Origin of the sequence: Pedomonas sp., assembly GCF_036515995.1 — a bacterium.
Lineage (GTDB): Bacteria > Pseudomonadota > Alphaproteobacteria > Sphingomonadales > Sphingomonadaceae > Pedomonas.
Genome location: NZ_DATBUP010000048.1, coordinates 1 through 12,702, shown reverse-complemented (window position 1 = coordinate 12,702; position 12,702 = coordinate 1). Strand labels below are relative to the sequence as shown.

Below are 12,702 nucleotides of genomic sequence, written 5' to 3'. Positions count from 1 at the left end.
TCAACAGTTGCCTGTCCGATCAGATGTCAGACTTGGTGGTGGCCGTAGGCAGCGATCCGGTTCTTGCAACTGTTTCAGCACTGTCGCCTGATCGGATCAATCCGGCACTGTCGACAGCTAAGGCGCAGCAGCAAAGGCCTTTATCTACGGCATCAGCTGGCGGGTTGCTGACGAACAGGTATCGGCCACAAGATAAGGATAGCAGGCGTTGAGGCGGCACCGCTGCAACGCGGCCTATCGTAGGCTCCGCATTGCCTGAAGGCCGCCAAGTCGGATGCGCCTGTATTTGGGTCTTTTATCAATTCGCGAGCCGGTTGCTGACCGACTGCAGCAATAAACTCTCTGGCACCCAGCCCAAAGATCAGGAGCAGAAGCAGGCAGCAAGGGCGTCCGGCCTCGCCGAGCCGCTAAATCTTTGAAGCGAAACAAATTTGACATCAGCCCGTAACATAACCCTGCTTCTAAGAACCGGACATTGTCGATGTCTCGTGCATTAAGGGGGTTAACCAGTGGCACAGTGTTTCCGGTCTGCAGCTTCGATTCTGGCCATCGCTTTTGCCGGCACGTTGCCTGCCGTTGTCCAGGCGGACGCGTCTGCCGTGGCAAGCGAGATGGAGGTCGGCTCCAGGGGGGCAGACATCCCGGCGACGGAAGCTGGTGACATCATCGTCACCGGTTCGCGCATCGCGCGTGCCGACTTGGTCAATCCGATGCCGGTCGGCGTCGTCAAGATGGAGGAGGCACTCCGTTTCAACGGCAATGACATCTACAGCGTGCTGCAACAGAACCCGGCGCTCGGCTTCGGCGGCACCAGCCTGAACAGCAGCGCGACCGGCTGGGACTCCGGCGCCCGGTTCATCAACCTGCGAAATCTCGGCACGAACCGGTCGCTGACGCTGATCGACGGCAAGCGCCGGGTATCGGGTTCCACCCGTTCCTCCGCCGTTGACATCGGCACGATCCCGCTCGGCATGATCGATCGGGTCGAGATCATCACCGGCGGCGCGGCGGCCGTTTATGGCGCGGATGCGGTGACCGGCGCGGTCAATATCATCACGAAGAAGGACATCACCGAGACGACCGTCTCCGTGACCGGCGGGCTGTCCGAGCGCGGCGATGCGGGCAATGGGCAAGCCTCGATCTCCACCGGCTTCAAATTCGCCGACGGTCGCGGCCGGGTGTCCGTGGGCGGCACCTATTCCAGGACCGACTCGCTTTATATGTACGACCGCTACGACTGGACGCAGCAACCGCTTCTCCTGCCCAATCCGGCCAACACCGGCACCGCCGACGGCATTCCGGACCGCGTCCACGTCTGGAACTATCGGCAGCACTACTACGCCTACGAGCCGAACTTCTGGCTGGGCACGGTCAACGGTCAGGCGATCAACACGCGCTTCATGCTGGAGGAGGGCGGCACGGTGCGCCCGATGGTCCATGACGTCTACATGGACAAGGCCCCGGCGCAGTTCGCGCTCGGCAGCGGCGGCGATGGCCGGAACCTGACCGACATGAACCAGATCCGCGGCGGGGAAGAGGCGGTCTCCGCGCTGGGTCGCGTCGAATTCGATCTGACCGACGATACGACCTGGTCCGGTTACTTCAGCTATTCCAAGAACAATTATGACGGCGCAGGCACCTATTACCGCGATGACACCCGCACCACGTTCATGGGCGTGGGCAGCGCGAAGGCCTATCTGGACAATCCGTTCCTGCCGGAGTCCATCCGCGAGGTGATGCAGCAGTACGGCCTGACGTCGCTGAATATCGATCGCACATACGGCAACTTCCCGGTTCGCGACATACGGCACAACCGCCAGACCATCACCGCCGGCACTGAGGTTACAGGACGCCTGAGCGATTCCCTGAACTGGAGCGCTTTCTACCAGTACGGCAGGTTCAAGGACCACGCCGTCGAAGGCAACGTGCCGATCAAGTCTCGCTGGCTTGCCGCGCGCGACGTGATCACGGGGCCGAACGGTTTGCCGGTATGCCGCGACGAGGCCGCGCGGGCCGCGGGCTGCGTGCCGCTGAACATCTTCAGCATGGAAAAACCAAGCCAGGAACTGATGGATTACGTGCTGGGAGACCGCGACGAATACCGCACCGTCACGCAGCAATCGGCCGGTGCGGAGATCAACGGCTCCCTGTTCCCGCTCCCGGCGGGCGACATGAAGTTCGCGCTGGGTGCGGAATACCGCAAGGATACCCTGAAGAACAGGGATGACCCCCTGGCCCTGTCGGGAGAGCTGGTTTACGGCGGCGGCCCGAGCAGGCGCTCGGAGCTGGATGTCAAATCCGACGTCAAGGAGGCCTTCGCCGAAGTGGTTGCTCCGATCTTCGCGGATGTAACCCTTGCGCGCCGCCTCGACCTCGAGTTGGCCTATCGTTATTCCGATTACAGCACAGTCGGCGGCACGCACGCCTGGAAGGCGGGCTTGATCTGGGAGCCGTTCCAGGGCTTCACCCTTCGGGGGGTAAGGTCGCGCAGCGTGCGCACGCCCAACTTCGGCGAGTTGTACGAGCCCATGGTCACCAGCACCACCACCGGCTCGATCTCCGACCCGTGCGAAGCGGGCGACATCAGCAAGACCCCGACGCGCGAGGCCAATTGCCGTGCGCTGGGCGTTGTGGCCCCGTTGCCGGATATCAAGACCGGTCCGCATATCACCACCGGCGGTAATCCGGACCTGAAGCCGGAAACCTCAAACAGCTTGACCGCCGGCTTCGTCTGGCAACCCGCTTTCCTTCCCGGCTTCGACATGACCGTCGATTATTGGGACATCAAGATCAGCGACTACGTCTACCAGCTGAGCTACACCCAGATCCTGAACCTGTGCGTCGACCTGCCGACCATCGACAACCAGTATTGCAGGGCGCAGGCGCGAAACCAGACGCCCGATGTCCCGACGGAACAGCAAGGCGTGCTGCTGCCGGCGGGGGCCCCGCTTTATGTGAACGCCCAGCAGGGCAACATCTCGCGCATGCAGGCCAGGGGCATTGACATCGGCATGAACTATTCGGCGATGGTCGGCCCCGGCCGGGTCGGCCTGAAGTTCGCGGGGACCTACCTGATCGAGCACAGGTTCGAGACGACGCCGGGCGCTCCGGAAGGCGACATTTTCTACGACGGCCAGTACAATTATCCGAAGTTCCGCTTCAACCTGACGACGAGCTATGACATCGGGCCGTTCGGTCTTGCGCTCAGCACCCGTTACCAGGATGGCGGGAAGGGCGACAACATGGGCACAGAAGAGCAGTACGACGACAACAGCGTGCCTTCGCGCACCTATTTCGACCTGTCCGCGCGGTATGCCTTCGGCAATCACGTCTTGAACTTCGCCATCAACAATCTCACCGACAAGATGCCTCCCTACATGGCCTTCGGCGAGCCGGGGATCTACGCGGCAAGCTCGGTCTATGACCTGGTGGGGCGCTCCTACAGCCTGTCCTACACCTTCAAGTTCTGATCCGCTTCGAAGACTGCCGGCACTTTTTTTAAAGGAAAAGGCGCCGGCGGCCTTCGACACCGCCGCTCTTGCTCATGCCTCCCCGGGGCGCGAGACGCACGTTTGCCTGCCTGACGGCCGCCTGCTTGGAAGGGAAGATATGTTGAAACTGGATCGTCGCCGGCTCCTCAAAACCGCCGGAAGCCTGGCCCTGTTTGCCGGGTTTTCCCGGTCTCCGCTCTTTGCCGCGCCGCTTGGCGCCAACCCGTTTACCCTTGGCGTGGCGGCAGGAGACCCCTGGCCTGACGGCTTCGTGATCTGGACCCGGCTTGCGCCCCGGCCTCTCGACGAACATGGAGGGATGCCCGCCGCGCGCGTGCCGGTCCAATGGGAAGTTGCGGAGGATGAAGGCTTTTCGCGCGTCGTTCGCAAGGGCGAGGCTCAGGCCCTGCCGGAACTCGCGCATTCGGTCCATGTGGAGGTCGATGGGCTGCGGCCGCACCGACACTACTGGTATCGCTTTGCGGTCGCAGGGTCGGACGTAAGCCCGGTGGGCATTGCGCGCACGGCGCCCGCACGCGATGCCGTGGTTCAGCGGCTGCGCATCGGCGTTGGCGGATGCCAACATTATGAGATGGGATACTACGACGCCTGGCGGCATCTGGCCGCGGAGCCGGATCTCGACCTCATTTTCCACTATGGCGACTACATCTACGAGGGAGGACCAACACCGCTCGGGCCGCGGCCGAACAGAGGGGCCATCGTGCGACAGCACGTCGGCAACGAAATTTACAGCATCGATGACTATCGGCGGCGCTACGCCCAGTACAAGAGCGACCCGAACCTTCAGGCGGCTCACGCGGCCTGCGCCTTCGCGGCGTCGTTCGACGACCATGAAATCGACAACAACTGGGCCAGCGACTTCGATCAGGACGGCACGAGCCCGGAGATCTTCGCGCTGCGGCGTTATGCGGCCCTGCAGGCCTGGTACGAGCATATGCCCGTGCGCAAGGCGCAGTTTCCGACGACCGGCGGCCTCACCGCCTTCCGCCGGCTCGAGTACGGACGTCTGATGCGCATGCATGTGCTGGACACCCGATCCTACCGGGCCGATCAGCCGTGTGGCGACAACTTCCGGAAGAATCCCTGCCCGCCCGAGGCGCATATGGCTCCGACCGTGCTGGGCGACGCGCAGGAGAGCTGGCTCGACAGAGGGTTAGGGGACGCTGAGGCGACATGGAACCTGCTTGCGCAGCAGATCATCGTGATGCCGGTTGATTTTCGCGAGCCGGATGCGGGGCAGGCGCAATTCGCCACCGACCTGTGGGATGGTTACCGCCCCGCCCGGCAGCGACTGATCGATTCCATTCGCAGGCATGATCTATCGAACGTGATCATCGCGACCGGCGATCATCATCGCCACCTCGTAGGCTCGGTGCCGGAGAGCGATGAGGATCTGGATGGCCGAAAGGTCGCGGTGGAATTCCAGGCGGCGTCCATCTCATCTGAAGGGAACGGCAAGGGCGAGGCGGGCCTTGGCCACATGATGAGAAACAACCCGCACTTCGACCTCTATACCGACAGGAGAGGCTATCTGCTTTTCAACATTACGCCGGAGCGCTGGGAGACGGACGTCAAGGTGATGGATCAGGTTGAAGCTCCGGGCGGCAAGATCAGCACGCTCGCATCCTTCGTCGTGACGCCCGATGCGCCGATGCTTCATCGGGCCTGACGGCTTCGCAAGCACGCGCGCCTGCCCCTCTATTCAGAAAAGTGGTTCAGATATGATGTTGGAACGTCGCAGACTGATCAAGGCCGTGGGCGGCCTCGCACTCTCCTCCGGCCTGCCGCGTTTCGCGAAAGCGCGGTCTGCAGGGTCTCCGGTCTCGTCCGATGAACGGGCGCTGCGCAACGCCCTTACCGGGATGTACGCCGAACACGGGGTCCTTTCGATTCCGATCCATCGCGGCGGCGGTATGCACCAGCCGGAAAACACGATCGAGGCGTTTGAATATACCTGGGCGCGCAACATGGTGCCGGAAGCCGATGTGCGCACCTCGAAGGATGGCGTCATCGTGGTTATTCACGACTCCACGGTCACGCGTACCGCTCCTGGCGCGCCCGACCATATCCGCGCGAAGCCGGTGGAAGAACTGACGCTCGCCGAACTCAAGACATTGGACGTGGGCGCCTTTCGAGGTTATCCCGGCCAGCGCATCCCCACACTCGACGAAGTCTTCGCCGTGATGGCGCAGGATCCGCGCAAGTTCCTCTACCTTGACTACAAAAAGATCGATCTGGATGTCTTGTCCGGCATGGTGAAGCGCCACGGCGTGGATCGGCAGGTGATCTTCACCACCCAGCATTACGACCTGATTCAGGAGTGGCGTCGGCGGGTGCCAGGCTCGCAAACGATGATCTGGATGGGGGGCAGCCAAGAGGAAATCAACGCAATCCTGAACAGCCTGCGCGCCACGGATTTTGCCGGGGTCTACATCGTGCATATGCACTACCGGCCCGTGGCCGGAACCGACGCATTCAATATGAGCGATCGTTTCATGCTGGACGTGCAGGATGAGCTTTCCGCTAAAGGCATTATCGTGCAGGTGCAACCTTGGAACATCGAGGATCCGCTGGTTTACGAAAGGCTCTTCAGCATTGGTATCCGGCATGTCGGCACGGATTTTCCTGATATGCTGCGCCTGATCCGGACTCGCTTCTTCCCCTGAGAGGCAATCCCAACAGCCCGCATTTGCCCTCTTTGCCAAGGGCCATGTTTGGTGCGGTTGGCAGAATGCGCCCTCATCTACAGTTAAATAGGGAGCACGCCGTGCTCTTCGTATGGGATTTGGACCATTATGAGATAAATGTTTACCAAAGTACGTAATAAAATTGAAATAATAATCTATAAAAAATAATATAATTTGGTATAATGGAAAAATTGTTTCTCGTCGTCTTGAGGGGAAGCTCAGCGTAGCAGGGGCCTCTTAAGATGAGATCTATTTCCAAACATTGCGGCATATCCTTCGCTGCTGTTGCTACTGCTGCGGCAGTGAGCGCACCAGGCTCTGCCCAAACACAGCAGTTCAGCTCGCCAGCGCAGGCAGCGGCTAAGCAGGCGATCGTGGATCGCAAGCTAACGAACGTGGTGATCGGTACCGGCAATTCCTGTCACCACAGCGTCGCACACGTGCCGGTCAATGAAGTGGAGCCGGAAGACCCGGCTCTGGCCGTGGAATTTATGTCATCCTCCATCTCCTTTAGCGGAGATTCCAATACCGGCTGGACCGGTAAAGAAGCGGTAAGGCCATACAACCCGCATATGGAACTGATGGTGCAGCAGCGCGGCTATCAGATCTACGACCTGACCCCAAAACTGTCGATGATGGACGTCAAGGTGATGGAGCATGTGGGGATGCCCGCCGGGAGGATCAGTACGCTCCCCAGCGACGTTGTCACGCCTGATCAGCCGCTGCTCATAAAGCTTAGGGATTTCTATCATCGCCCGCTCTCGTCGTGCCGAACGGCGGGAAGCGGCAGCATTTGTTGACTGCTTCGCTCAAGCGTCCCCGCCGACCTGGGCGCAGTGCAATCATCAATACCGCCACGCGTTGATAGCCCGGTGCTGCACTATCGTATGAGCGGCATCACCGTCTAGCTCGCAGCATGCTAGCGGTATCGCGGCAGGTAGCTGCCCGTCTATTTTGGCCCCTAGGCCAGTTAGAGCGGATGCGCCTAGCGGTCGGCAGCCGACAAGCGGAGCCAATTGCTGCTAAAATCGCCGGCTGGCCCGAGCACGGACATGAGCGTGTGCGGGTTCTATGCCAAGGCCCTGCCCGATTATTTGGGCAGCGTCGCCGCCTCTGCGACCTTTCGTGCTGGTCGCCGGACTGCGCAACCACAGTGGCCTCGCCGCCCCCGCCACCAGAGCACGCCAGAATCAAAAACTCCATAACACAACGCAACCAGTCACTTTTCGTCCGCTTTCGGACGACGTTAGATAAGCATTGCGCGGTCGGCTTTGGGCGCGTTGTTGGCATCAGTGCAGCTATGACAGGCATAGCGGTTACTGCGGCTCCATCAGAACTTCGCGCTTCAAGGGATGCTGCCGCTGCTTAATTCCCATCAGTGCGGCAGCCCCCGGGTCGTCATCAGATATTCGCCGTCTCCCCGAGTGCCGCCCGATGCTGGGCGCTGATGCAACCGACCACACGCTTTTTGCCTGCCAGAACACCCGCCAGGATCTTCAGCTCGCAGACCCATCGGCAGAATCCCCTGTGCGACGAGCAGGTCAGATCGCTCGTGGCGGCGCATGATCAGCCGTGGGATGTCTCTGAGCATTTACGCGATCTGTAAGAGGAAGGACGACGGGGCCGCGTTCCTTCCATATAAGGAAGGAACGCGATCCAAAGTTATTGAGAATTTTCCGTCCCGGGCGTCCCGCGTCCCTCTGCCGAACCCGAGGCGGTGACGGAGGTACCGCCGCTGAGCGACGGCGCAGGCACAGCGGGTGCCGAATTGCCGGCCAGAGAAGACCCCATGCCCGACACAGCGCCCTGGCCCGACCCCTGCGCTCCGCTGGCGGCCCGGCCGGCAGTCGTTGCCGCGCCGCTGGCGCTGCCAGTGGCCGCACCTGATGCCTGCCCCGCCAGAGCGCTGACGGCATCGGTTCCGATGCCCTGCGCACCGACGTTCATGCTTTTGCTGGCTGACTGACTGCCGGAGGCGGAGGCGCTGCCGCCAACGGACTTGCCCAAAACATCGGCGGAGGTAGCACTGCCGACAGCGCCGGTGAGCGTGCCGGCAAGGCCTGCATCCGCATTGGCCGAGCCGGATTTCGCATTGACAGACTTACCGGCATGAGCGCTGCCCGAGCCGTTCACCGATCCGGTGATGCTCTGGGTCGCAGACCCGACGGAATTGAAGGTGCCGCCAAGAGATCCGGCGCCTCCCAGCGCGCCATTGACGGCGCCGCCCAGCGAACCGCCAAGTCCGCCACCCAGCAGCTGGGCATGGGCCGGCGTAGCCGCTGTAAAGACGGAAAGGATCAGAGTGTTTGCAATAATCAGCTTTTTCATTTCAGTCTCCTTGAAATGGGAAGTCTCCGGCGCTTCCTTCGAGAATTTAAACGACGCCTCCCTCCGCTTTCATCCCGGCAGCTAATTTTTTTTTGAGCGAGCATTGCCGCGGCCGGGCTATCGCCTGGCACCGACATCGCGGGGCGAAATTCGGCAGGAGCCGCAGACAATTCCCCTGCCAATCTTGCCCCGGCCCTTCGTCACTTCTCGTGAGAGCGCCTCGATCGGGGAAGCTGCGTCGCCCGTCATCACAAGCCGTGAAGTCACGAACGGCGCAGCGAAGGATGTGCCGCGGACCGTTGCATAGCCACTGCCAGGAAGGGCAGCGGCCATGTCGGCGCCGGGTGCAGCAAAATCAAGATGCAGCGCCTTCCCGGCCTCGGGGAGCGCGCGGTTGCGTGCGTCAACTCCGGTCACGGCAACGACGCCGGAGTAAGACGCGGGGTATGATGGAGGAGCCGCCGGACCGTCGTTGCCGACGGCGGCCACGATGAGAACGCCGCTCCTGCGTGCCGCGGCAATCGCGCGTTCCAACAGCGGGTTGGCTGGTCCCACGAGGCTCATGTTGATGACACGAACGCCGCGCGAAGTCAGCCAGCCGATCGCATGCGCGATGGCCGCCGCCGATCCTTCTGCCGGATCGCCGCCATAGACGTCAGCGACCAGCAGGGAGACCCCACGAGCCGCGCCCTGGAAGCGTCCGTCGGATCCCACCATCAGAGACGCTACAGCGGTGCCGTGGCCGCTCGGCTGTGCACCTTTTGCGGCAAAGCCGCGCTGCTCGATAGCCGCATCGCGCAGCGACGGATGATTGGAGACCCCGCCGTCGATCATGCCGATGGCCGGCCGCCCTGACGACGCCGAACCCACGGCAGCAGCGCCGTTCTGCGACATCAGCGCGCCCCCTGCCGGTTCGAAAACATGATGGAAATCAAACACGCCTTCCGGCGCGATCCGTCTAAGCTGCGCCAGGCCATCACGAGTGTCTTCGCCGTCGGGCGGACCAAAGGTGACAACGTGCAAATTCAGACTTTCAATCCGCTCGTGGCGCAGTAGCCGGAATCCGGCGGCGCGCGCCCGCGCCATTGTATCGGCCGATGGGTCGAGGGCGATGATCTCGCCTTTGCGCACGGGATTGCCGTCGCGATCGCTCTCAAGAACGCGGCGGTTGTCACGGATCAGCGCGCGCAGGCGCGCGCGGCGCAGTTCGAGCAGGCTTGCTGTATTCTCCGTCACGGAACCGCCAACAGTGTTGAGGCGGTCGATCACAGGGACGACAACAGGTGTGTTTGCAGGAGCGCCAAGGACGCCCCCCAGGACCTGGTCCGGCACGCCCCCAAGCGGCGGAAGCAATTGAGCATGGCCGTCGCCAGCACCCATGGTGAGCGCACTGAACAGGAGTGTTATCCGACGGTAGGAGCGAGCCACGACAAATCCTTCTTTATTTGAACTTGCGGGATAAAACGTACAGGTTAAGTCGTTTCATCCGCATGAACACAGGAAACTCATTTGAGCGCATTTGAGAAGGGACTGGAGACGATGCTGCCGCGATTGCGGCGTTTCGCGCATGGCCTTACGGCCAACCGCATCGATGCCGACGACCTGACCCAAACCACAATCGAGCGTGCGCTTCGCGCCAGAGCGCAATGGCAGGAGGGCACCCGGCTCGACGCATGGCTGTACCGTATCATGCGCAACTGCTGGATCGACACTGCCCGATCACGCGCGCGCAGCGATAAGATCATGGCACCGGCAGAGGCATATGAGCATGTCGGGCATGATCCGACAGCGCAGATGGAAGCCAGCCTTGATCTGAAGCGATTGATGCGTGCCATGGAGCAACTGCCGCCCGAGCAGCGCGAGGTCGTTGCTCTCGTGCTCATCGAGGGCCTTGGGTACCGCGAAACCGCCGAACTGTTGGATCTGCCGATCGGCACTGTCTCCAGCCGTCTGGTCCGGGGGCGCACCGCGCTGCTTGCCATGGTCAAGGAGGGATAATCCAATGACCAACGAAGAAACACTATTCGCGTACATTGACGGCGAACTCGAAGGTGAGGAGCGTGCCCGGATCGAGGCGGAGATCGCCGCAGACCCGGCCTTGCAAAAGATGGTCGCCGAACACCGGGCCTTGGCGGGGGAACTGCAGAGGGCATTCTCGACGGTTCTGGACGCACCGGTTCCACGGGCGCTTTCGATGACTGGCGTATCGGACGCCCCTGTCGTGTCCCTGGCAGAGGAGCGGTCCCGCCGGGATCGCCGGCAGTCTTCGTGGGGCATGTCTCACTGGGCCGCAATGGCAGCGACCCTGGTTGCTGGTCTTATCGGCGGTGCCGTCTTTAACGGCGGTGGCACGGGACCGGTTAAGGAACGTGACGGACAACTGGTGGCATCAAGCTGGCTGGAAGATGCGCTGGACACGCAACTCGCCAGCACTCAAAGCGCCAGCGATCCTGTCCGGATCGGATTGACCTTCAGAAAGACTGATGGCGCGATCTGCCGGAGCTTTGCGGTCGAGACGGCCGAGGGTGTCGCCTGTCGGGAGGGGAAGCAATGGCAGCTGACAGGCCTGCTGCATCGCGAGCGCATTCAAACCGGTGACTATCGTTTGGCGACGAGCCTTGGTAGCGCGGAGTTGATCGACGGTCTCATCGCCGGTGAAGCGCTGGATGGTGAGCAGGAGCGCGCGGCGCGGGCCGCGGGCTGGAGTCCGGCGAAAATGCCGTAGTGATCAACAGCCTGTGTTCTGCCAGCGCATCTTCGCTTCCCTGGTCAACGGTAAAGCCGCAACGCTCCGGGGTAAGACTGTCCCTTCTGTGGCTGGGCCTGTGCAAACGGTTACGACATCTTCTGGCAACCAGAGAGTCCCGCCGGGAGCACGGTGCTAGCCTATCCTGTACTATACCGAAATGAAATTTGGTATCCTGGAGAATATCCGCTGCTGGGGCGATCAACTCCAGGAGGCTCACGGCTGGCATCGCGTTGCTGATCGGGTGGCTCAGAGCAAGGCTGTCTGGATGTGACGTCTAGGTCTGTTCGTCGGGTTTCTGGAACAGAGTTACGTCTCAGCGTTATCAGATCTGGGCGCGGAGCTGACGCCAGCTTTAGCAGCCTTCGGGCAATCGCTTGGCTTGCCGTGCTCCTGTATGCGGCCGGTCAGCCTGATCTCCGCGACCTTTGACGGAACCTGCCCTTTGCCTGCCGTCAGGGTCTGCTAACGCCTAATAGATAAAACTGAACTCGCCCGTGCAGCTGCGGCGATGGTCCAGGATGCGCATGCCTCGGCCGCTTTCCTGCAAGAAGAGGAAGAGGGGAGGGGGAAGGTGAAAGGGGTATCAGAAAAGGGATGCCTCTTTCCTTTCTAAACCTCGAAAGGACGAGCCATGCAAACACGTCTTCTCTCTTCCCCGCCAGTCAGTGGCGCGTACCGTGTCGACATCTCCCGCGGCAGCTGCATTGGCCGCGTCTCGAGCGAGTGGTTCAACCGCCCGGATGACGAGCGCTACCTCAGCCTTCCTGAGCTGTACCATGCGGTCAAAAGCCGGGCGGAGCGTGCCTCGACCCATATTGTTCCGACTGAAAAGCTCCATGTGGAGGCGCGGCAGGAGGAGGGATCAGGCCTCTGGCTTGTCGCTCCCCATCAGGACAAGCCAATCGCGCCGACGCACTGGTCATTCGGGCAGTTGTGCAGCCTGGTTGGCGCACCGGCCTCTTACCTGCGCTCGCTGCCGAGCGTATTGGCCGGCATCAATCTCCAGCATGGTTTGCTGAGCAGACGAAGCGAGGCAATCAAGCTTTTGGCAACGGAAGACGACCGCCTGGAACTCAGGGCCGTGACCGGACCCGAATATGGCCGCATCTGGGATCATGAGCTGGTCGGGGCGGTCATGAGAATTGCGGGCAACGGGATAGGGGACACCCGGTGGAAGGTGCCGGGCGTGCTCGACTGGTCGACCATGACCCACAACCCTTATGTCGATGTCACCAAGGACACGACGACGCTGTATGCCAGCGACCGCGATGTGTTTCTGTTTCTTGTGCGCCGTGTCGGCGTGTTTCACTGAGTGTAATCAATAGATTACTTGGATTGCTGGAGTTCCAATGCCCACCCGACTTACCTTGGCTGGTAACAGCTGCAACCGGGGAAACCCGGCAGGGGACCATAGCATGTCGGGAGT

General features: G+C 61.6%; 9 protein-coding genes and 1 pseudogene. 8 read left to right on the top strand and 2 right to left on the bottom strand.

Annotated elements, in window-relative coordinates; genetic code table 11:
- The 5 genes from VIG90_RS04145 to VIG90_RS04125 all read left to right on the top strand — a co-directional run.
- The coding region (locus tag VIG90_RS04145; protein ID WP_331592183.1) for a hypothetical protein at positions 1–212 on the top strand (212 nt) is incomplete at its 5' end.
- A gap of 297 nt (positions 213–509) precedes the next feature.
- A complete protein-coding gene (locus tag VIG90_RS04140; protein ID WP_331592182.1) occupies positions 510–3,470 on the top strand; it encodes a TonB-dependent receptor domain-containing protein in 2,961 nt (986 codons plus the stop codon).
- A 139-nt stretch (positions 3,471–3,609) separates the two neighbouring features.
- A complete protein-coding gene (locus VIG90_RS04135) occupies positions 3,610–5,181 on the top strand; it encodes an alkaline phosphatase D family protein (protein WP_331592181.1) in 1,572 nt (523 codons plus the stop codon).
- Between the two features lie 52 nt (positions 5,182–5,233).
- On the top strand, positions 5,234–6,178 hold the full coding sequence (locus VIG90_RS04130; protein WP_331592180.1) for a glycerophosphodiester phosphodiesterase family protein: 945 nt from the start codon (positions 5,234–5,236) through the stop codon (positions 6,176–6,178).
- A gap of 263 nt (positions 6,179–6,441) precedes the next feature.
- Positions 6,442–6,999 carry an alkaline phosphatase D family protein gene (locus tag VIG90_RS04125; protein ID WP_331592179.1) on the top strand — a complete coding sequence of 186 codons (558 nt, stop codon included), beginning with the start codon at positions 6,442–6,444 and terminating at the stop codon, positions 6,997–6,999.
- A gap of 862 nt (positions 7,000–7,861) precedes the next feature.
- On the opposite strand, the gene VIG90_RS04120 is transcribed toward VIG90_RS04125, so the two are convergent.
- Both VIG90_RS04120 and VIG90_RS04115 read right to left on the bottom strand, forming a co-directional pair.
- A complete protein-coding gene (locus VIG90_RS04120) occupies positions 7,862–8,527 on the bottom strand; it encodes a hypothetical protein (protein ID WP_331592178.1) in 666 nt (221 codons plus the stop codon).
- A gap of 117 nt (positions 8,528–8,644) precedes the next feature.
- The gene (locus VIG90_RS04115; RefSeq protein ID WP_331592177.1) at positions 8,645–9,955 is read right to left on the bottom strand and encodes a S8 family serine peptidase; all 1,311 of its coding nucleotides are present in this window, start codon (positions 9,953–9,955) and stop codon (positions 8,645–8,647) included.
- An 81-nt stretch (positions 9,956–10,036) separates the two neighbouring features.
- On the opposite strand from VIG90_RS04115, the gene VIG90_RS04110 reads away from it, so the two are divergent.
- The 3 genes and pseudogenes from VIG90_RS04110 to VIG90_RS04100 form a co-directional block, all read left to right on the top strand.
- Positions 10,037–10,525: an RNA polymerase sigma factor gene (locus VIG90_RS04110; protein ID WP_331592176.1), complete on the top strand. Its 489-nt coding sequence runs from the start codon at positions 10,037–10,039 to the stop codon at positions 10,523–10,525.
- A gap of 4 nt (positions 10,526–10,529) precedes the next feature.
- Entirely contained in the window at positions 10,530–11,252 is a 723-nt protein-coding gene (locus tag VIG90_RS04105) for an anti-sigma factor (RefSeq protein ID WP_331592175.1), read from the top strand.
- Positions 11,253–11,907: 655 nt separating this feature from the next.
- Positions 11,908–12,564 (top strand): annotated as a pseudogene (locus VIG90_RS04100) (DUF932 domain-containing protein); the annotation flags it as partial.
- Positions 12,565–12,702 lie beyond the last annotated feature (138 nt).